General features: G+C 65.6%; 16 protein-coding genes. 4 read left to right on the top strand and 12 right to left on the bottom strand.

Going from position 1 to position 19,561, the window contains the following annotated elements; genetic code table 11:
• Positions 1-89: 89 nt before the first annotated feature.
• Positions 90-809, bottom strand: a complete 720-nt coding sequence (locus OU426_RS14150) for an MBL fold metallo-hydrolase (protein WP_267634678.1) — start codon at positions 807-809, stop codon at positions 90-92.
• A 3-nt stretch (positions 810-812) separates the two neighbouring features.
• On the bottom strand, positions 813-1,799 hold the full coding sequence (locus OU426_RS14145; RefSeq protein WP_267634677.1) for a 2-hydroxyacid dehydrogenase: 987 nt from the start codon (positions 1,797-1,799) through the stop codon (positions 813-815).
• 125 nt (positions 1,800-1,924) lie between these two features.
• Between OU426_RS14145 and OU426_RS14140 the strand changes: the two genes are divergently transcribed.
• Together OU426_RS14140 and OU426_RS14135 are read left to right on the top strand one after the other, a co-directional pair.
• On the top strand, positions 1,925-2,509 hold the full coding sequence (locus OU426_RS14140; protein ID WP_420712604.1) for an SH3 domain-containing protein: 585 nt from the start codon (positions 1,925-1,927) through the stop codon (positions 2,507-2,509).
• Positions 2,506-3,390, top strand: a complete 885-nt coding sequence (locus tag OU426_RS14135) for a cation diffusion facilitator family transporter (RefSeq protein WP_267634676.1) — start codon at positions 2,506-2,508, stop codon at positions 3,388-3,390. Before OU426_RS14140 ends, OU426_RS14135 begins: the two co-directional genes overlap by 4 nt.
• Before the next feature lie 115 nt (positions 3,391-3,505).
• On the opposite strand, the gene OU426_RS14130 is transcribed toward OU426_RS14135, so the two are convergent.
• The 9 genes from OU426_RS14130 to xdhA all read right to left on the bottom strand — a co-directional run bounded on the left by OU426_RS14130 (position 3,506) and on the right by xdhA (position 14,011).
• Positions 3,506-4,123 carry a cysteine hydrolase family protein gene (locus OU426_RS14130; protein WP_267634675.1) on the bottom strand — a complete coding sequence of 206 codons (618 nt, stop codon included), beginning with the start codon at positions 4,121-4,123 and terminating at the stop codon, positions 3,506-3,508.
• Positions 4,120-4,572 (bottom strand): MarR family winged helix-turn-helix transcriptional regulator, encoded by a 453-nt coding sequence (locus tag OU426_RS14125; RefSeq protein WP_267634674.1) that lies wholly within the window; start codon positions 4,570-4,572, stop codon positions 4,120-4,122. The genes OU426_RS14130 and OU426_RS14125 overlap by 4 nt, the downstream gene beginning before the upstream one ends.
• A gap of 130 nt (positions 4,573-4,702) precedes the next feature.
• Positions 4,703-5,797, bottom strand: coding sequence for a BMP family ABC transporter substrate-binding protein (locus OU426_RS14120; protein ID WP_267634673.1), 1,095 nt, complete (start codon positions 5,795-5,797; stop codon positions 4,703-4,705).
• 63 nt (positions 5,798-5,860) lie between these two features.
• Positions 5,861-6,793: an ABC transporter permease gene (locus OU426_RS14115; protein WP_267634672.1), complete on the bottom strand. Its 933-nt coding sequence runs from the start codon at positions 6,791-6,793 to the stop codon at positions 5,861-5,863.
• The gene (locus tag OU426_RS14110; RefSeq protein WP_267634671.1) at positions 6,793-7,875 is read right to left on the bottom strand and encodes an ABC transporter permease; all 1,083 of its coding nucleotides are present in this window, start codon (positions 7,873-7,875) and stop codon (positions 6,793-6,795) included. The genes OU426_RS14115 and OU426_RS14110 overlap by 1 nt, the downstream gene beginning before the upstream one ends.
• A complete protein-coding gene (locus OU426_RS14105; protein WP_267634670.1) occupies positions 7,862-9,391 on the bottom strand; it encodes an ABC transporter ATP-binding protein in 1,530 nt (509 codons plus the stop codon). The genes OU426_RS14110 and OU426_RS14105 overlap by 14 nt, the downstream gene beginning before the upstream one ends.
• Positions 9,388-10,362 (bottom strand): xanthine dehydrogenase accessory protein XdhC, encoded by a 975-nt coding sequence (gene xdhC / locus OU426_RS14100; RefSeq protein WP_267634669.1) that lies wholly within the window; start codon positions 10,360-10,362, stop codon positions 9,388-9,390. Before xdhC ends, OU426_RS14105 begins: the two co-directional genes overlap by 4 nt.
• Positions 10,362-12,647 (bottom strand): xanthine dehydrogenase molybdopterin binding subunit, encoded by a 2,286-nt coding sequence (xdhB, locus tag OU426_RS14095; RefSeq protein WP_267634668.1) that lies wholly within the window; start codon positions 12,645-12,647, stop codon positions 10,362-10,364. Before xdhB ends, xdhC begins: the two co-directional genes overlap by 1 nt.
• Positions 12,644-14,011 (bottom strand): xanthine dehydrogenase small subunit, encoded by a 1,368-nt coding sequence (xdhA, locus tag OU426_RS14090; protein ID WP_267634667.1) that lies wholly within the window; start codon positions 14,009-14,011, stop codon positions 12,644-12,646. Before xdhA ends, xdhB begins: the two co-directional genes overlap by 4 nt.
• A gap of 295 nt (positions 14,012-14,306) precedes the next feature.
• Here xdhA and OU426_RS14085 point away from each other — a divergent pair, with 295 nt between their 5' ends.
• A complete protein-coding gene (locus tag OU426_RS14085) occupies positions 14,307-15,131 on the top strand; it encodes a DUF6544 family protein (protein ID WP_267634666.1) in 825 nt (274 codons plus the stop codon).
• A gap of 28 nt (positions 15,132-15,159) precedes the next feature.
• Here OU426_RS14085 and OU426_RS14080 read toward each other — a convergent pair whose 3' ends face one another.
• Positions 15,160-15,855 carry a cysteine hydrolase family protein gene (locus tag OU426_RS14080; RefSeq protein WP_267634665.1) on the bottom strand — a complete coding sequence of 232 codons (696 nt, stop codon included), beginning with the start codon at positions 15,853-15,855 and terminating at the stop codon, positions 15,160-15,162.
• A gap of 112 nt (positions 15,856-15,967) precedes the next feature.
• Between OU426_RS14080 and dnaE the strand changes: the two genes are divergently transcribed.
• Complete coding sequence (gene dnaE / locus OU426_RS14075) at positions 15,968-19,483, top strand: DNA polymerase III subunit alpha (RefSeq protein ID WP_267634664.1); 3,516 nt, start codon at positions 15,968-15,970, stop codon at positions 19,481-19,483.
• The last annotated feature ends 78 nt before the right edge of the window (positions 19,484-19,561 follow it).

The raw sequence follows: 19,561 nt of genomic DNA, 5'->3' as shown, positions 1-19,561 counted from the left end.
GACCGCCAGAGGACAATTCGGGGTTGATCCGATGCTTCACACATGCGCGGGCATGGTGGACCCTCATCAGATTGGACTGGTCGCCGCGATCAGTGTCGGTGGAACAGATAGCCTGCCGCGATCTCCCGCATCCGCACGCCGTCAAAGGGAGGCCCGTGACCACCAAGCGCAATCCGGCAATTCAAATCCGCCAGGCGCCGCATGCTGCCTAAATATGCAGGACGGTCTGCGCCTGGTATGTCATCGACCAGTTCGTCGTCATAGATTGCGTCGCCGGTCAGGAACAGCCCGTCCCGTTCATCGAACAGCCCGATCGAGCCCGGCGAATGGCCGGGCAGGTGCAGGATGGTGAAGCTGCGATCACCAAGGTCGATCCGGTCGCCCTCGGACAGCATCGCGGTCAGGGGCGCCGGGGCAAGCGTCCAGCCGGACAGCGCGAAACCGGGATGGGGCAGGGCGGTCAGGCTGGGCCCGGCGCGTTCTTCGCGGAACCAGTCCTGGAAGGTCAGGCCCGGCGCCATGGTCGCATAAGCCCCCGCCTCGGCCGCGTGCCCGCGCCGGTCGGTGAATTCGTGAAAGCCGCCGACATGATCGACATGCGCATGGGATGCGACCGCGATCACCGGTTTTCCGGGTGTCAGCGGCAGAGCGTGCCGCAGGGGTGCGACCCCGCAGCCAAAATCGACTTGCAGATCGACGTCACGGCCGATGATGGTGAAAAGGTTTGCCGCGAAGAACGGGTGAACCGCCGGTTCGGTCGTGACCCAAATGCCGGGCGCGAGTTCCTGCGTCGCGAACCAGCCCGCCATGGCTCAGAGCATGCCGGGCACGACCTGATCGGGCGGACGGTGGCCGTCGGCGAAGGTCTTGATGTTGATGATCACCTTCTCGCCCATCTCGATCCGCCCTTCCATCGTCGCCGATCCCATATGGGGCAAGAGGACGACATTGGGCAGCGCGCGAAGGCGCGGGTTCACGTCGGTGCCATGTTCGTAAACGTCGAGGCCAGCACCGGCGATCTCGCCCGCGCGCAACATCCGCGTCAGCGCATTCTCGTCGATCACCTCGCCGCGCGAAGTGTTCACGATCACCGCCGAGGACTTCAGGAGTTTCAGCCGCCGCGCATTCATCAGATGGAAGGTCGAGGGCGTGTGCGGACAGTTGATCGAGATCACATCCATCCGCGCCACCATCTGATCGAGGCTTTCCCAGAAGGTCGCCTGCAGTTCCGTTTCGGTCTCGGGGCGCAGGCGGCGGCGGTTGTGATAGTGGATCTGCATGCCGAAGGCCGAGGCGCGGCGCGCGACTGCCTGGCCGATCCGGCCCATGCCGAGGATACCCAGCCGCTTGGCCCCGAGCCGCCCGCCGAGAAACGCTGTGGGCGACCAGCCGCCCCAGCTTCCGCCCTGCATCGCGGCCATGCCTTCGGGCAGACGGCGGATCACGGCAAGCATCAGGGCCATCGTCATATCGGCCGTGTCCTCGGTCAGGACGCCGGGCGTGTTCGACACGAGGATGCCGCGCTGGCGCGCTGTCGAGACATCGATATTGTCGACTCCCGCGCCATAGTTGGCGATCAGCTTCAGCCGTTCGCCCGCCTGGGCAAGAAGCGTGGCATCGATCTGGTCGGTGATCGTCGGCACCAGCACATCGGCGCGGCGCATGGCGGCGGCAAGATCCTCGCGGCTCATTCTGTCGTCGCTGTCGCGCAACTCGACGTCGAAGAGCTCCTTCATCCGCGTCTCGACCGGCTCGGGCAGGCGCCGCGTGACCACCACTGTCAGCCGTTCGCTCCGCATGTCACGCTCCTTCGTCCTGCCATCCGGTCCGGGCTTTCACCCCGACGCCCCTGATGGCAAAGTGCAGCGCAATCGGGTAAGCCACAAGCCCGAAAGATTATTGCGAGGCGGTTGACGTGACGAGGATGACCCCAGGCCACCGGCATATCAGGGCGGGCGCCCCGGCACTCGCGCTCGCTCTGGCACTGATCGCAGGTCCGGGGCTCTTGCCGCTGCCGCTCTACGCGCAGGAAGAGGGCGAGGAGATGGCCGAGCCCGCCCCGGATGGCGTAGCTGAGCCCGGCAAGGGCCCGGTCACCAACCTGCCGCTGCCGCGCTATGTCTCTCTCAAGACCTCCGACGGCAACGTGCGGCGCGGCCCCTCGCTCGAACACCGCATCGACTGGGTTTTTCGCCACCGCGACATGCCCCTCAGGGTGACGGCGGAGTTCGAGCACTGGCGCCGGGTCGAGGATAACGAAGGGCAGGGCGGCTGGATCTATTACACGCTCCTCTCCGGCGTTCGCACCGTGTTGGTCACTGAACCGGACACCGCGCTGCATGCAGGCCCGGGAGAAAAGACTGCTGTGCTTGCGAAGGCGTCTGAAGGCGTGATCGGCAAGCTCGGCCCCTGCACGCTCGACTGGTGCGAGATCAGTGCTGGGGGTGAAACCGGCTGGGTCGCGAAAGCGCGGCTCTGGGGGGTAGAGGCCGACGAGGTCCGGGAATGAGCGGCGAACGGGCGGTACGCCTCAACCTGTCGGCGGGCGTGGCTTCGGTATCGGTGGCGCTTCTCCTTGTCGCACTGAAGCTCTGGGCGCTCGGCCATACCCAGGCGCTCTCGGTCGCGGCCTCGCTCACCGACAGCGCGCTTGATCTGATGATGTCTCTGGGCGGGCTGATGGCGATCCTCTATGCAGCGCGGCCGGCAGATGAGGATCATGCTTTCGGCCATACCTCGGTCGAGGATCTCGCGGCCCTCGGCCAGTCGGTCTTCATCCTGATCTCCGGCGGCGTGATCGGCTGGGCGGCGGTCAGCCGGCTTTTGTCCGACGCGCCGTCGCCCATTGCCGACGAAACACGCGGCATGGCGGTGATGGGGCTTTCGATCCTCGTCACTCTGGGGCTTGTCCTCTGGCAGCGTCGGGTGGCGCGGCGGACGGGCAGCCGCGTGGTGGCCGCCGACAGCCTGCATTACATGTCCGATCTCATCCCGAACCTCGGGGCACTCGCGGCCCTCTGGATGTCGCGGCATTTCGGGCTGGGGCAGGTCGATTCCGTTGTGGCGATGGGTGCTGCGCTGATGCTTGCCGTGGGGTCGCTCCGCATTGGCAAGGGCGCCTGGGACGCGTTGATGGACCGCCGCGCCGATCCGGCGGTGATCGAGGGGATCGCCGCCATCGCCCGTGACTGGCCCGGCGTCCGGGGCTTTCACGACCTCAAGACCCGCATGGCCGGCAGCCGGGTGTTCGTGAACATCCATATCGAGCTCGACGGCGACCAGAGCTTGCGCGACGCCCATGCAATCGGCGCGGGCCTCAGGCGCCGGATCATCGAGACCTATCCCGACTGCGACGTGATCGTGCACAAGGACGTGGCGGGCGAGACCTGAGCGAAGCCTCCTCGTGCGCCTGCGGCTACTCGTCGGCTCGTGCGAGGGGCGGCCCAAAGGCCGACGACGAGCATTGCCCGGGGAAACCCGCGCCGCGACCAGGCTTGGAACCGCGCTACTGAAGGACGACCGACTGGGAGGCCAGCCTTTTCCGTGTTCCGTCCGTCGGGCCCGCCGCCAACGTTGCCCGCAGCGGGATGGAGACCTCATAGCCCCGCTTCCGGGCCGCGAGTGCGGTCTTCAGGACGCAGTAGTTCAGATCGAGGCCGACAAGGCGCACTTGCCCGACCTCGAGCCGCGCAAGCAGCCGGTCAAGTTCGCCGCTCTGGAACCCATCCTGCACCGGCTTGACAAGGATGTGATCGGCGATCCCGGCGAAAGGTTCGGCGATCTCGGTTCCCGGCGTTCCGGCGATGGCCTGGCCCCTCATCGTCAGCCGCGCGAGGCATCGCGTCGAGAGGATCGACCATTCCTGACGCAGGGCGATGATCGGATGCCCCGCGGCCTTCGCTGCCGTGACCTCGCCAAGGATGGCTGATTGGGCCTCTTCCCTCGCCGCGCCCGAATAGGGACCGTTGTTCCAGAAGACCGTCTGCAGGTCGATCAGCACAAGCGCCGCGCCGGACCGCTGCCCGATCGGACGCCCGGAACTGACCGCCCCGATCCGCCCCACGCCGTCGCCGAGCCAAAGCGCCAGCCCAAGGCCCGTCGCGCCCAACAGATATCCGATCATCCCTTTTCCCCTTCGGCGTGATGCTTCAGCTTCCCGACAAGGGATAGGACGACCGACAGCGCGGTCCGGGCATCCTCCGCGTCGATATCGGCGCCGATCGCCTCAACCAGCGCCCGTTCGCGCGCGATCACCTCGCCGATCACCGCGCGCCCCTTTTCGGTCAGCGCCAGCAGGATCGACCGCCTGTGCCTCGGATTGGGCCGCTGAACCGTCAGCCCGGCACCAAGCGTTTCATTGACCATCAGCTGGACATATTGCCGGTTGATGTCGAGTTGCCGGGCGATATCGGGCACCGTTGCATCGCCATGGGCATGAAGGATTTCAAGAACCGCGCGCATCCTGACGGTCAGCCCGGTGCCCGCGAGGCCCTTTTCGACCGAGGCTTCGGCCGCCTGCATCAGCGGGCGCGACATCCAGATCAGACGGTAGAGGAGATCGGTTTTTTCCATGACACTATAAATGTCATGATGACATGTATAGTGTCAATATGAAATGCAGACCCCCCTGGGGGCACAGTCACCTGCCCGCCAAAGAAAAACCCCGCCGAAGCGGGGTTTTCCGTCAAACACTGGCAGGACCTTACTTCGGAATGTCGCCGGTGATGCCTTCGACATAGAAGTTCATGCCCAGAAGGTCGCCGTCCGGCGCGGTCTGGCCTTCGGCGAGCCAGGCCGAGCCGTCCTGCTTGTTGATCGGGCCGGTGAACGGGTGATAGGTCCCGGCGCCGATCGCGTCGCGCATGGCTTCGGCCTCGGCCTTCACCTCGGCCGGCACGGCCGCTGTGATCTCGCCGATGCCTACTTCGCCGCCCGCGATCCCTTCCCAGGCATCGGCCTGCGCATAGGAGCCATCCAGGAGCGCGCCGACGCGCTTCACGTAATAGGGCGCCCAGTTGTCGATGATCGACGACACGCGCGGCCCGTCCTTGTATTCGGCCATGTCGGAGGCCTGGCCGAAGCCGATGACGGCACCGTTGGTCTTGGCGGCTTCCGCAAGCGGCGCCGTCGAATCGGTGTGCGAGGCGATCACGTCGACGCCCTGATCGATCAGCGCCTTGGCAGCGTCGGCTTCCTTGGCCGGGTCGAACCAGGTGTAGGCCCAGACGACCGACAGTTCGACATCCGGGTTCACCTTCTTGGCGTGCAGGTAGTAGCTGTTGATGCCCATCACCACTTCGGGGATCGGGAACGACGCGATATAGCCGATCTTGTTCGTCTTGGTCATGCGGCCCGCGATCGTGCCCTGCACAGCGCGGCCTTCATAGAAGCGCGCGTTGTAGGTCGAGACATTCTCGCTGTTGCGCATGAAGCCGGTCGCATGTTCGAACTTCACGTCCGGGAATTTCGCGGCGACCGCGTTCGTCGGGTCCATATAGCCGAACGAGGTGGTGAAGATGATGTTGCAGCCGCCAAGCGCCATCTGGGTCAGCACGCGCTCGGCGTCGGCGCCTTCGGGCACGCTTTCCTGCCACTGGACCTCGACCTTGTCGCCATAGGCCTCTTGCACCGCAAGCGCCCCCTGATGGTGCTGGTAGGTCCAGCCGCCGTCGCCGATCGGGCCGACATAGACGAAGCAGGCCTTCACATGGTCCATGCCTGCTGCCATCGCAGCGCCGCCCGAAAGGGCGAGACCGAGGCCGAGCGCGGCGGTGGTCATAAGGGTTCTTCTCAGCATTCCTTTACTCTCCCGTTGGTGGGGCCTCGGTAGGCCCCGTTGGTTTTGCCTTTTGCCGTCGCTTCAGCGCGCGGCGTGGAAATTCTGGCCGAGGCTCGCGGGGGCATTCAGCGCCGCGCGACCCCTGCCAGAGGACATGATAACCAGCACCAGAATGGTTATCAGATAGGGTGACATAGACAAGTACTCGACCGGGATCGCCGATCCTGCGGCCTGCAGATTGAGCTGCAAAACCGTAATGCCGCCAAAGAGATAGGCGCCGATCAGCACCCGCCAGGGCCGCCAGGAGGCGAAGACCACGATGGCCAGCGCGATCCAGCCCGCGCCCGCGGTGATCCCGTCGACCCACTGGGGCACGCGGACGAGGCTGATATAGGCCCCGCCAAGCCCCGCCATCGCGCCGCCGAAGGCGATGCAGCCCAGACGGATGCGATTGACCTTGTAGCCGAGCGCATGGGCCGCATCATGGCTTTCACCCACCGCGCGGATGATCAGGCCAAGCCGCGTGGCCTTCAGCACCCACCAGACAAGGGCAACCAAGGCGATCGACATATAGACCATCCAGTCATGGTCGAAGAGGATCGGACCAAGGACCGGAATGTCTGCGAGCGGTCCCATCGGCACCGACAGGGTCGGCGGCGGCTTGATGCCGTTGTAGCCCTGACCCATCAGCGAAGCGAAGCCCAACCCGAAGAGCGTCAGCGCAAGACCCGTCGCCACCTGATTGGCCAAGAGCACCTGGGTCAGGAAGGCAAAGACGAGGCTCAGTGCCGCGCCGCCCACCGCGCCGCCGAGGAAGCCCATCACTGGGCTGCCGGTATGGACGGCGGTGATGAAGCCGCAGATGGCGCCCACGATCATCATCCCCTCGACCCCGAGGTTCAGGACGCCCGCCTTCTCGACCACCAGCTCGCCCAGAGCCGCCAGCATGATCGGCACTGCCGCGACCATAAGGGATGCGATCAGAATGACCGGATTGATACCGCCGAAATCCATCACCGTGCCCCCATGAATGCAGAGCGGATGCGATAGTTGGTCAGCACATCGACGCCCAGAAGGAAGAAAAGCAGCATGCCCTGAAAGACCTGGATCGCGGCCGAGGGCAGACCCATGTTGGTGGCCGCCATCTCGCCGCCGACATAGGTCAGCGCCATCAGGAAGCCCGCAAGCACGATTCCAAGGGGATTGAGACGCCCCAGGAAGGCCACGATGATCGCGGTGAAACCGTAGCCCACGTTGAAGTCGATCGAGATCTTGCCCGCCGGTCCTGTCACCTCGAAGAGGCCCGCAAGCCCGGCAAGCGCGCCGGAAAGCCCCATGCAGAGCAGCACGAGCTTTTCAGGGTTCACGCCATGGAAGCGCGCCGCGCGCGGCGCCTGACCGGCCAGCTTGATCTGGAAGCCGAGGATATGGCGGCTGAGAAGCACATAGGCCGCCACCCCGGTCGCCAGTGCCGCGACGCCGCCCCAATGCAGGCCCGATCCGGCAATGAGCTCGGGGTTGGAGGCCGCCTTGAAGGTCGAGAACGACCGGCTGCCCGGGAAACCCGCGCCCTCGGGGTTTCTCAGAAATCCGGTTGAGGCCTTGGCAAGGATCGTCTCGGCTACATAGACAAGCATCAGCGAGACGAGGATCTCATTGGTGTTGAACCGCGTCTTCAGGATCGCCGGGATCATCGCCCAGGCCCAGCCGCCAAGCGCACCCGCAAGGATCGCCAAGGGAAAGACCAGCCGGCTTTCGGTCGGGTACAGCGCCAGCGCCACGCCTGCGCCGCAGATTGCGCCCATGATATACTGACCCTCGGCCCCGATGTTCCATATCCCTGCCCGGAACCCGAGCGAGAGCCCGATGGCGATCAGGATCAGCGGCCCTGCCTTCACCAGAAGCTGGCCACGCAGGTAGAAGGCAAATTCTCCGAAAATTGGATCCCAGAAGATCGTCTTGATCACCGCGACCGGGTTCTTGCCCAGAAGCCCGAAGAGGATCCCGCCGGCGATCATCGTCAGAAGGACCGCGACCACCGGCGTCGCATAGAGCCAGAACTGCGAGGGGGTCGGTCTTTTCTCAAGCCTCAACATGATGGGCCACCTCCATACCGTGGGCGCCGCCCATCATCAGGCCGATCTCGTCGATCGTCAGGCCCTGCACGGGGCGGGGCTTCGTCAGCCGCCCCTCGTTCAGGACCGCGAACTGGTCGGCGATTTCCAGAAGTTCGTCGAGGTCCTGGCTGATCACCACCACGCCCGCGCCTTCGGCAGCGCGATTGAGGATCGCCTGGCGGATCGCGGCGGCAGCGGCCGCATCGACCCCCCAGGTCGGCTGGTTGATCACGATCACCTCGGGCGTCTGGTCGAGTTCGCGCCCGATCAGGAACTTCTGCAGATTGCCCCCAGACAGCGCCCGCGCCGCGACATGGCTGCCGGGTGTGCGCACGTCATAGGTGGCGATCACTTCCTCGGCGAAAGTCTTCGTCGCCGCCCAGTCGATGAACCCGTTCTTGGTCAGTCCGCGGCGCAGGGCGCCGGTCAGGAAAGCGTTTTCGATCAAGGACATGTCCGGCGCCGCCGCATGGCCGTAGCGGTCCTCCGGCGCGGCCACCAGCCCGGCCTTCCGCCGCTCTGCCGGACCGAGATCGCCCGCCGCATGGCCGCCGATCCTGACCTTGTCCGGACCGCTCCGCAATTCGCCCGAGAGCGCCAGCAACAGTTCGTCCTGCCCGTTCCCGGCCACGCCCGCGATGCCCAGAACTTCGCCCCGCGCCACGGTAAAGCTCACGCCCTTCAGCGAAGTGCCGAACGGAATGGGCGAGGGGGCGGAAAGGTCGGTCACCCCCAGCACGACCTCGCCCTTCTCGCCGGGATGGCGTTCGGGCGGCGACAGCGACGCGCCCACCATCATTTCTGCCAGCTCCCGCGCAGTTTTTTCGCGTGGCGTACAGGTGGCGACCACCTTGCCGCGTCTGAGGATCGTCGCCTCGTCGCAGAGCGCGCGGATTTCCTCAAGCTTGTGCGAGATGTAAAGGATCGCCGTGCCTTCCGCCGACAATTGCCGGAGCGTGCGGAAGAGGATCTCCACTTCCTGCGGCGTCAGGACCGAGGTCGGCTCATCCATTATAAGTAGCTTCGGGTCCTGAAGCAGGCAGCGGATGATCTCGACCCGCTGCCGCTCGCCCGCAGACAGGTCGCCCACCATGCGGGCGGGGTCCAGCGGCAGGCCATATTCCTCGCTCACCGCGCGGATGCGCGCCGCCAGTTCCCGCATCGGCGGCGGGTTTTCCATGCCGAGCGCCACGTTTTCCGCGACATTCAGCGCCTCGAAGAGCGAGAAATGCTGAAAGACCATGGCCACGCCCGAAGCTCGCGCCTCGCCGGGTTTGCCGGGCGTATAGGGCGCGCCGCGAAAGGTCATTTTCCCTTCGTCGGGGCGCACCAGCCCGTAGATCATCTTCACGAGCGTCGACTTGCCCGCGCCGTTTTCGCCCAGAAGCGCATGCACCTCGCCTTCGCCGACGGCGAAGGACACGTCATCATTGGCGCGCACGCCGGGATAAGACTTCGATATCCCCTCGATCTTCAGAAGCTCTGGCCGTGTCATGCCGTTCCGTCCCCCCTCAGACGCTCTGCGCCGTCCGTCGCACCGGATTCTCTCGCGCCGCCTTTTTCCAGAAATTCCGCCGCCACGCCAATGGCGATCGCCTGCGGATGCTTGCCGTACTCCACCCGTCCAATCGGGCATTGAATGCGCCCTATCCGCTCCGCCGGATGGCCAAGCGCGTGAAGTCGCGCGCGGAAGCGCGCCCATTTGGTTTCCGATCCGATCAGCCCGAGCCGGGCGAACCCACGGCCCAGCAGCCGGTGGCAAAGCTCTAGGTCCAGCGCATGGCTGAAGGTCAGGACCAGATGTTCGGCGTTCGCGGGCACCTCGGCCACCAGATCGGCCGGGTTCGCGGCGACCCTCTGCACCACCCCCTCGGGCAGGTCCGGGAACCTGTCGGCCGTCGTATCCACCCAGGTGATCCGCAGGTCCGGCAGCCCGGCCATGGTCGCGACGATGGCACGGCCCACATGACCCGCGCCCCAGACCCACAGGTCTCGCTTCGGGCGCGCGACCGGTTCGATGAACCAGCCCTGCACCAGGCGGGCCGCAGGAAGCGCCCCTTCGCCCCGCGCTTTCGCCATAAGGCGTTTTACCGTCAGCGGCATGTCGGGGCTCTGACCGGGAAGGGCGCGCGCGATCACCGGCCCGCACTCGGCGGCAAGCCGCACCCCGTCCCAAAGCTCGGACAGAAGGGCAACCGATCCCCCGCAGCACTGCCCGAGCGTGGGACCAAGCGGCATGCGATCCACCCGTGCCAGAGTACCCTCGGCAAGCATCTTCCGTGCGGCCAGCATCGCTTCATGTTCCAGTGTGCCGCCGCCGATCGTGCCCTCCTGGCTGTCCTTCCAGACCACCATCGCGGCGCCCACTTCGCGCGGGGTTGACCCGGCGATGTCGGCCACGACGACGCGCACCACCGGGCCTTTAAGCCCGATAAGCCGCACCATCTGATCGCGGTCAAAGCCCATCAGACAGTCCCCCGCGCGCGCTTTACGGCGGCCAGCACCGCCTCGGCGGTCGCCGGGGCCTGCAGGTCCGGCCAGTGCGGGCCGCAGGCGGCGCAAGCATCGGCCAAGGCCGAAAAGGCCGAGATTCCGTGCATGAAGGGGGGTTCCCCTACCGCTTTCGACCGGTAGATCGTCTCTTCCCGGTTCGGCCCGTCCCAAAGCGCCACGTTGAAGATGCGCGGCCGGTCCGAACAGGCGGGGATCTTGTAGGTCGACGGCGCATGCGTCTTCAACCGCCCCTTGTCGTCCCACACCAGTTCCTCGGTCGTCAGCCAGCCTGCGCCCTGCACATAGGCACCTTCCACCTGGCCGATATCCAGGGCCGGGTTCAGGCTGTTGCCCGCATCATGCAGGATGTCGGTGCGCAGGATGCGGTTCTCGCCGGTCAGAGTGTCGACCACGACCTCGGTCACCGAAGCGCCATAGGCGAAATAGTAGAACGGCCGCCCGCGCCCGGCCTTGCGGTCCCAGGTGATCTTCGGCGTCGCATAGAACCCGGTCGATGACAGGCTCACGCGGCCTTGGTAGCAGCGCTTCGCCGCCTCCTCGAACGCCATGTCCTCGCCGCCGATCTTGACCCGTCCGCCCTCGAACCGAACGGCGGCAGGCTCCGCCTGATGCTCGCGCGCCAGGAACTCCGCCATCCGCTCGCGGATCGTGTCGGTCGCGGCCTTCGCCGCCATGCCGTTCAGGTCGGCGCCAGACGAGGCCGCCGTGGCCGAGGTGTTCGGCACCTTGCCGGTATCGGTCGCGGTGATCTGCACCGCGCCGGGATCGACGCCAAAGCCCGCCGCCACCACCTGCGCCACCTTGCGGTTCAGGCCCTGACCCATCTCGGTCCCGCCATGGTTCAGGTGGATCGAGCCATCCTGATAGACATGCACCAAGGCGCCCGCCTGGTTGTAATGCGTCAGCGTGAAGGAGATGCCGAACTTCACCGGCGTCAGCGCAATGCCCTTTTTCAGGACATCGTTCTTCGCGTTCCAGTCGGCCACGGCCTTCTTCCGCGCCTGATAGTCTGCGCTCGCCTCCAGCCGTTCAGTCAGCGCCCCAAGGATGAAATCCTCGACCGGCATGTGATAGGGCGTCGTCTGCGACCCGTCGCCCATGTCATTGTAATAATTGGCCTTCCGCACCGCCACCGGATCGCGCCCCAGCACATGGGCGATATGGTCCATCGCCCGCTCGATCCCGATCATCCCCTGCGGGCCGCCAAAGCCCCGGTAGGCGGTCGCCGACTGGGTGTTGGTTTTCAGCCGGTGGCTCTCGATCCGGATGTTTTCCAGATTGTAGGCATTGTCGGAATGCAGCATCGCCCGGTCGGCGACCGGCAGGGACAGGTCCATCGACCAGCCGCAGCGGGCCAGTTGCAGGAACTCGATCCCGAGGATGCGGCCCTCGTCCGTGACGCCCGCGCGATAGTGAATGCGGAAATCATGGCGCTTGCCGGTGATCACCATGTCATCGTCGCGGTCATAGCGCATCTTGGCCGCACGTCCGGTCATCCGGGCGACAATGGCGGTCGAGCAGGCCAGCGCATTGCCCTGGCTTTCCTTGCCGCCGAAACCGCCACCCATGCGCCGCATCTCGACCCGGACCGCATTCATATGCGTCCCGATCGCCTCGGCCACCTTGTGCTGAATCTCTGTCGGATGCTGCGACGAGCAATGGACCGTCACCCCGCCCTCGTTCGGGACCGACAGGGCAATCTGGCCTTCCAGATAGAAATGCTCCTGCCCGCCCATGTCGAACGTGCCTTCGATCACCCGCGGCGCTTTCGCGATGGCCGCTGCCGCATCGCCCTTCGACCAGATGACAGGGCCATCCTCGAACCGGCTGTTCGCGGCCAAAGCCTGATCGACGGTCAGAAGGGCAGGGCGCTCCTTGTAGCTGATCTGCCCGAGCCGCGCGGCCTTGCGCGCCTGCAAGTGGCTTTCGGCGACGACCAGAAAGATCGGCTGGCCGACGAAATGCACGGTGCCCGTCGACAGCATCGGCTCGTCATGGGCCGAGGGCGAGACATCGTTGGCAAAGGGTAGGTCTTCGGCCGTCAGCACGGCGACCACGCCGGGTGCCGCGCGCACCGCCGAGAGGTCCATCGACGTGATCTCGCCGTGGGCAATGGTCGAGATACCAAAGGCCAGATGCAGCGTGTCCGCCGGCACCGGCAGGTCATCGACATAACGCGCGCGGCCCGTCACATGCAGCGCAGCGGAATCGTGAGGAAGCGAGGTTCCGACGCTCATGCCACCACCTCCAGAACCGAGGTTGCCGTACCGCTGCGTTCATGGAAATAGCGCAGAAGCATGTTTTGCGCGCTTTCCAGCCGGTAGTCGGCCGAGGCGCGCATATCGGTCATCGGCGTGAAATCCCTGGCAAAGGCGGGAAGTGCTGCGCGTACCGTCTCTTCCGTCCAGGGCTGGCCCGTCAGTGCCGCCTCGACATGGGCGGCCCGCTTCGGAATGCCCGCCATGCCGCCAAAGGCAATGCGAGCGCTTTCGACGCGACCCGACCGCAGCGTGACGTTGAAACAGCCGCAGACCGCCGAGATATCCTGATCGAACCGCTTCGACAGCTTGTAGCAGGCCAGGTCCGGCACTTTGGCCGGGATCGTCACCGCCTCGACGAATTCGCCCTTCGCGCGGTCCTGCTTGCGGTAATCAAGGAAGAAATCCTCGAGCGCGATCTCGCGCCGGGTGTCGCCCTTCCTCAGATGCAGCTTCGCCCCCATCGCGATCAGCGCGGGCGGCGCGTCGCCGATGGGCGAGCCGTTGGCAATATTGCCGCCGATCGTCGCAGCCCCCCGCACCTGTTCGGATGCGAAGCGGCGCAGAAGTTCGGCGAAGGATGGGTGGCTGGCGGCAAGCGCCGAGCGCAGCCGCTGGATCGTAACGCCCGCACCGATCCGGATCGTGGCGCCATTCTTTTCGATCCCCTGCAGATCCTTGCAGGCATGCAGGAACGCCACGTCCGGCAGATCCATCAGCATCTTCGTTACCCAAAGGCCGACATCGGTCGCGCCCGCGATCAGCGTCGCATCGGGATGGGCGAGGTACCAGGCCGCGAGTTCGTCCGACGTGGCAGGGGCAAAGGGCGCCTTGCCGCCCGCCACGGGGCGCAGGTCTTCCGTCATCCAGGCAGGCACCGGCGCGGGCTCGGCCGCCTCGGCCGCGCGGATGATCGGTGCATAGCCGGTGCAGCGGCAAAGATTGCCGGCCAGCCGGTCGTCATGGTCGGTGGCGCCTTCCTTGTGGGCAACCGCCATCGAAACGACGAAACCCGGCGTGCAGAAACCGCACTGGCTGCCGTGATGATCGACCATCGCCTCCTGCACCGGGTGCATGGCGCCGTCGGGGCCTGACATGCCTTCGACGGTGCGCACCGCCTTGCCGTGCAGCTGTGGCAGGAACAGGATGCAGGAGTTCAGCGCGCGACTGCCGCTTTCGTCGGTGACCATCACCGTGCAGGCGCCGCAATCGCCCTCGTTGCAGCCCTCCTTGGTGCCCTTGAGGCCCCTGACCTCGCGCAAATAGTCCAGCAATGTCCGGGTGGGGCTCTCGCCTGCAACCCGAACCGGCGTTCCGTTCAAGAGAAACGCTATGTCGCTCATTGCGTCTGTCCGCCGCCTTCTCCTCGTCCGGGGTTTCGTGCCCTCGCCCGATGCGGCGTAAAGCGAAGGACACCCCCGTCTCCCTGCCTTCATGAAGCGCCGAGGGGGGCGCGTTGGCAAGCATAACTTCAAGTGAATCCGATAAATCAGTTTCGTGATTTGCCGAAAGATCGGCGGGCGCCCGCCGCCTCAGGGAAAATCGGGAAATCGAGGGGTGACGGGCGGGAAAACCGCCGCTAGCGTAGCCGCCACCACTCAAGAGGGGCACAAAGCCCCCGAAAAACCGGAGACCCCCATGCAGACAACAGGTTTGATCCTGGTGCTCGCAATTCTCGTAATCGTCGTTCTTCTGTCTCTGTTTTCCATACTTTTTCGCCGCAAATGCCATGCTGCCTGGACCCGCGTCGCCCAAGGCCCCTCGGGGCTCGACCAGTCAGAGCGGCTGCCGCCCCTTGTCCGCGATTTCGCGATCAGGGGCGGGGCAGAGGTCGGCGCAGGCCATCTGGCGCTCGTTCTCACCCAAGCGGCGGAGCTAAGGCTCAAGCGCGGTGACCTCTTCGCCCGTTTCCGCGCCCGCCAGATCGTGGGTCTCGGGAAGCCCGGCTTCGTCTGGCAAGCCCGGCAGGGCTTCGGCCCCTTGACCCGGCTGCGCGTGGCCGATGTGTTCGTCGAAGGCGAGGGCTGGCTTGAGGCGCGGCTCTTCGGGGCGCTCACGGTCGCGCGGGCGAACGGGGTCGAGACGACGCTGGGCGAGGCCTACCGCTATCTCGCAGAATTGCCCTGGGCGCCCGATGCGATCCTCGGCAACCCCGATATTTCGTGGCGCATGACCGCCGAGGATCAGGCCGAGGCCAAGCTCGACACCCGCGTCGGCACCGCCCGCGTGACCTTCCGCTTCGACGCGGCAGGCGACATCGTGGCGATGGAGGCACGCGACCGCCCGGCGCGCGACGCCGCCGGAAAACCCGTCCGCTACGACTGGCGCGGCCAGTTCGGCGATTACCGCCAGATCGGCGCCCGCCGTGTGCCTGCCTATGGCGAAGTGGGCTATGACTATCCCGAAGGGTTTGAAATCTACTTCCGCAGCCGCATCACCGACTGCCAGCCTTCGCGCCAGTAGCTGCCCGCCCCGCCGACGGGCCTCTTCGCTATCTCAGCGCGGCGATCAACCGGTCGGATTGCGTGATCCAGCCCATCAGAAGCTCGATCGTCAGCAGGCTCGCCTCGTGATTGCCGCGCTCGTTTCCCGCGCCGATCGGCTCGCCCGTGCAGTCCTCCAGCAGCAGGCACCGGTAGTCACGGAACATCGCGTCCCGGATGGTTGAATCGACGCAGACGCTGGTCGTGCAGCCGGTGACGATCAGCGACCGGATTCCCTTGCCGCGCAGGATGCCGTCGAGCGGGGTTTCAAAAAAGCCGCTGTAGCGGTGCTTCGGCACCACCAGATCGCCCGGCTCGGGTGCCAGCGCATCGACAATCGCCGTGCCCCAGCCGCCTTCGACCAGAACGCGCCCGGCGCCGGGTTCCAGCGCCGGTGCGCCCACTTTGAGCGGCGCATGCTTGATCCGGTGCGGCGCCCCGGCATCGCCCATGTCGGCCAGATCGGCGCGGTGCTGCATCGCCAGATAGATCACCGGCATGCCCGCCCGCCGCGCTGCCGCCAGAACCTGCGCGGTCGGCGCGACCGCGGCGGTAATCGGCGCAATATCGATCCCGGCGCGGTGGAACATGCCGCCCTCCGACCCGAAATCGTTCTGCATGTCGATGACCAGAACCGCGGTTCTGCCCGTGTCGAGGCTGATCGCCTCCGGTCGCGCCTCGATCGTGACCTCACGTGAGCCCATCGCATCCTCCCCCAAGCCCGCGGGGCGAGATTAGCACGGATCGCGCCCGCCCGCAGCGGTTCTCTGTCGCTCGGGTCTTTCCCATCCGCAGGCCGTTGGCTAGGTTCCGGTCATGAGCGCGCCCCGATTCATCCACCTCCGCACCCACACCGAATATTCGCTTCTGGAAGGGGCCGTGCCGGTCAAGAAGCTGATCGGCCTGTGCGAGAAGGCGGGCATGCCCGCCGTCGCGGTGACGGATACCAACAACCTGTTTGCCGCGCTGGAATTTTCGGTCACCGCCAAGGGCGCGGGCCTGCAGCCGATCGTCGGCTGCCAGTTGTCCCTGGGCTACGACCCTGCCCAGCCCGGCGAGAGGCCCCGCGCGCCCGCGCCAATCGTCCTCCTTGCCCAGAACGAGGCGGGCTATCAGAACCTGATGAAGCTCAACTCCTGCCTCTATCTCGATGCGGGAGGCGAGCTGCCGCAGGTGACGCCCGACGAGCTCGCCACCCATTCCGAAGGTCTGATCTGCCTCACCGGCGGCCCCGACGGCCCGGTGGGGCGGTTCCTGCAGGCGGGGCAGGGGCCGAAGGCCGAAGCCCTGATGAAGCGCCTCGCCGCCATTTACCCCGACCGGCTTTATGTCGAACTGCAGCGCCATCCGGGCGAGGGCGGCCAGAAGCCCGAGGCCGAGCGGCTGTCAGAGCGTGGTTTCGTCGAGATGGCCTATGCGCTGAACCTGCCGCTCGTCGCCACCAACGATGTCTATTTCCCGAAACCCGACATGTACGAGGCGCATGATGCGCTGATCTGCATCGCCGAAGGCGCCTATGTCGACCAGCAGGACCCCCGCCGCCGCCTGACACCCCAGCATTATTTCAAGTCCGAAGCCGAAATGGCGACCCTCTTCGCCGATCTGCCGGAAGCGCTTGAAAATACGGTAGAAATCGCCCGCCGCTGCGCCTTCGGCGCGAAGAAACGCAATCCGATCCTGCCGCGTTTCGCCGATGACGAGGTCGAGGAACTGCGCCGTCAGGCCTGGGACGGGCTGAAGGCCCGCCTGGCCGTAATTCCCCATTCCGCCACCGTCGAGGAATATGAGGCGCGCCTGAAGTTCGAACTCGACATCATCGAGCAGATGGGCTTCCCCGGCTATTTCCTGATCGTGGCCGACTTCATCAAATGGGCGAAAGACCACCATATCCCCGTCGGCCCCGGCCGGGGCTCGGGCGCGGGTTCGCTCGTGGCCTATGCGCTCACCATCACCGACCTCGACCCCCTGCGCTATTCGCTCCTCTTCGAGCGGTTCCTGAACCCCGAACGGGTTTCGATGCCGGACTTCGACATCGACTTCTGCATGGATCGCCGGGAAGAGGTGATCCAGTATGTGCAGGGCAAGTACGGTCGCGACCGGGTGGGCCAGATCATCACCTTCGGTGCGCTTCTGTCGAAGGCAGCCGTCCGCGACGTGGGCCGCGTCCTGCAAATGCCCTATGGTCAGGTGGACCGGCTATCGAAACTGATCCCGGTCGAGGGCGTCAAACCCGTCTCGATCGAAAAGGCGCTCGCCGACGAGCCGCGCCTGCGCGAAGCGGCCCGTGCCGAGGAGGTGGTGAAACGCCTTCTCGACTACGGCCAGAAGATCGAAGGGCTTCTGAGGAACGCCTCAACCCATGCCGCAGGCGTCGTCATCGGCGACCGGCCCCTGGACGAACTGGTCCCGCTCTATCAGGACCCACGCTCAAACATGCCCGCCACCCAGTTCAACATGAAATGGGTGGAAGCGGCCGGGCTGGTGAAGTTCGACTTCCTCGGCCTCAAGACCCTCACCGTCATCCAGAACGCCGTGGACCTGATTCGCGAAAGTGGGCGGCACCTGCATATCGCCCCCGATGGCCATCAGCTCTACGCCCCGCCCGAAAGCGCGCTGGACGAGATCAACGCCATCCCGCTCGACGACAAGGCCTCCTACGAGCTTTATTCGGCTGCCAAGACCGTCGCCGTCTTCCAGGTGGAATCGACCGGCATGATGGACGCGCTCCGGCGCATGAAGCCCACCTGTATCGAGGATATCGTGGCGCTCGTGGCGCTCTATCGCCCCGGCCCGATGGAGAACATCCCGACCTATTGCGAGGTCAAGAACGGCCTCCGCCCTCTGGAATCCATCCACCCGACCATCGACCATATCCTCGAGGAAACCCAAGGCATCATCGTCTATCAGGAACAGGTGATGGAGATCGCCAAGGTCATGGCGGGCTATTCCTTGGGCGGCGCCGACCTCCTCCGCCGCGCCATGGGCAAGAAGATCAAGGAGGAGATGGACAAGGAACGTCCGAAGTTTATCGAAGGCGCCAAGGCCACCCACAATGTTTCCGCGAAGAAGGCCGGAGAGGTCTTTGATCTTCTTGAGAAATTCGCGAACTACGGGTTCAACAAGTCCCATGCCGCCGCCTATGCGGTCGTCAGCTACCAGACCGCCTGGCTGAAGGCCAATCACCCGGTCGAATTCATGGCCGCGGTGATGAACTGCGATATCCACCTGACCGATAAGCTCGCCGTCTACAAGCGCGAGGTCGACCAGATGGGGATCGAGACGGTGGCCCCCTGCGTCAACCGCTCGCGCGCCACCTTCACCGTGCGCGAGGGGCGGCTTGTCTATGCGCTCGGCGCCTTGAAGAACGTTGGCGTCGAGGCGATGAAGATGATCGTCGCGGCACGAGCGACGGAAAGAGGCGAGAAGCCCTTCGTCACGCTCTTCGATTTCGCTCGCCGGGTGGATCTGAAACGCCTCGGAAAACGGCCCCTCGAAATGCTCGCCCGTGCCGGCGCCTTCGACGTGCTCGACCCCAACCGCAAGCGCGTCTTTGAAAGCCTTGATGCGCTTGCCGCCTATTCGGCGGCGATCCACGAACAATCGGGCTCAGCCCAGGTCTCGCTGTTCGGCGAGGCGGGGGACGATCTGCCGGAACCGCGCCTTGCGATGACAAACGACTGGCTACCGGTCGAACGTCTCGCCGAGGAACATCAGGCGGTGGGCTTCTACCTCTCCGGCCACCCGCTCGACGATTACCTCCCCGCGCTGCGCCGCAAGCAGGTGATGACACTGGCTGAACTGACGGTCGCGGCGGAGCGCGGGCCGATGGTCGCCAAGATCGCAGGCACCGTTTCGGCCCGGCAGGAACGGAAATCGGCCAAGGGCAACCGCTTCGCCTTCGTCTCGCTTTCCGATCCGACCGGGCTATACGAGGTCACGGTCTTTTCCGACACGCTGGAAGCAGCGCGGCAGCATCTGGAGCCGGGTCTGGCCGTCGTGCTGACCGTGGAGGCCAACCTTGAAGGCGAGACGCTGAAGCTTCTCGCCCGCGCCGCGCAGCCGATCGATTCCGTCGCCGCCGACGCGGGCAGCGCTGGCCTGCGCATCCATGTCGACACCGCTGACGCAGTAGCCTCGGTCGCAGGGCTTCTTTCCCGCATGGCCGCCGAGATGAAGGGTCGCGCCAAACCCGGCGCCATCAGCTTCCTGATCGCCAACCGCGAGACAGGAGCCGAGGTCGAGGTCTCGGCAGGCCGCGAGTTTCCGGTCAATCCCCAGATCAAGGGCGCGATCAAGTCGATGGAAGGAGTAGCGCTGGTCGAGGAAGTCTGACGCGACCTCCCCGTCGAAAAATCTTCGCGAAGATTTTTCGACCCCGCGCGCGCCCTTGCCCGAAAAGACTTCGCGAAG

Source organism: Frigidibacter sp. RF13 (assembly GCF_026626305.1).
Classification (GTDB): Bacteria; Pseudomonadota; Alphaproteobacteria; order Rhodobacterales; family Rhodobacteraceae; genus TMP-24.
The sequence above is the reverse complement of the archived record's forward strand: the minus strand, read 5'-3'. Positions and strand labels throughout refer to the sequence as shown.

Excerpts from the sequence above, each read along its gene's own strand:
- OU426_RS14150 (WP_267634678.1), bottom strand. The coding sequence starts at position 809 with ATGGCGGGCTGGTTCGCGACGCAGGAACTCGCGCCCGGCATTTGGGTC.
- OU426_RS14145 (WP_267634677.1), bottom strand. The coding sequence starts at position 1,799 with ATGCGGAGCGAACGGCTGACAGTGGTGGTCACGCGGCGCCTGCCCGAG.
- OU426_RS14140 (WP_420712604.1), top strand. The coding sequence starts at position 1,925 with ATGACCCCAGGCCACCGGCATATCAGGGCGGGCGCCCCGGCACTCGCG.
- OU426_RS14135 (WP_267634676.1), top strand. The coding sequence starts at position 2,506 with ATGAGCGGCGAACGGGCGGTACGCCTCAACCTGTCGGCGGGCGTGGCT.
- OU426_RS14130 (WP_267634675.1), bottom strand. The coding sequence starts at position 4,123 with ATGATCGGATATCTGTTGGGCGCGACGGGCCTTGGGCTGGCGCTTTGG.
- OU426_RS14125 (WP_267634674.1), bottom strand. The coding sequence starts at position 4,572 with ATGGAAAAAACCGATCTCCTCTACCGTCTGATCTGGATGTCGCGCCCG.
- OU426_RS14120 (WP_267634673.1), bottom strand. The coding sequence starts at position 5,797 with ATGCTGAGAAGAACCCTTATGACCACCGCCGCGCTCGGCCTCGGTCTC.
- OU426_RS14115 (WP_267634672.1), bottom strand. The coding sequence starts at position 6,793 with ATGGATTTCGGCGGTATCAATCCGGTCATTCTGATCGCATCCCTTATG.
- OU426_RS14110 (WP_267634671.1), bottom strand. The coding sequence starts at position 7,875 with ATGTTGAGGCTTGAGAAAAGACCGACCCCCTCGCAGTTCTGGCTCTAT.
- OU426_RS14105 (WP_267634670.1), bottom strand. The coding sequence starts at position 9,391 with ATGACACGGCCAGAGCTTCTGAAGATCGAGGGGATATCGAAGTCTTAT.
- xdhC (WP_267634669.1), bottom strand. The coding sequence starts at position 10,362 with ATGGGCTTTGACCGCGATCAGATGGTGCGGCTTATCGGGCTTAAAGGC.
- xdhB (WP_267634668.1), bottom strand. The coding sequence starts at position 12,647 with ATGAGCGTCGGAACCTCGCTTCCTCACGATTCCGCTGCGCTGCATGTG.
- xdhA (WP_267634667.1), bottom strand. The coding sequence starts at position 14,011 with ATGAGCGACATAGCGTTTCTCTTGAACGGAACGCCGGTTCGGGTTGCA.
- OU426_RS14085 (WP_267634666.1), top strand. The coding sequence starts at position 14,307 with ATGCAGACAACAGGTTTGATCCTGGTGCTCGCAATTCTCGTAATCGTC.
- OU426_RS14080 (WP_267634665.1), bottom strand. The coding sequence starts at position 15,855 with ATGGGCTCACGTGAGGTCACGATCGAGGCGCGACCGGAGGCGATCAGC.
- dnaE (WP_267634664.1), top strand. The coding sequence starts at position 15,968 with ATGAGCGCGCCCCGATTCATCCACCTCCGCACCCACACCGAATATTCG.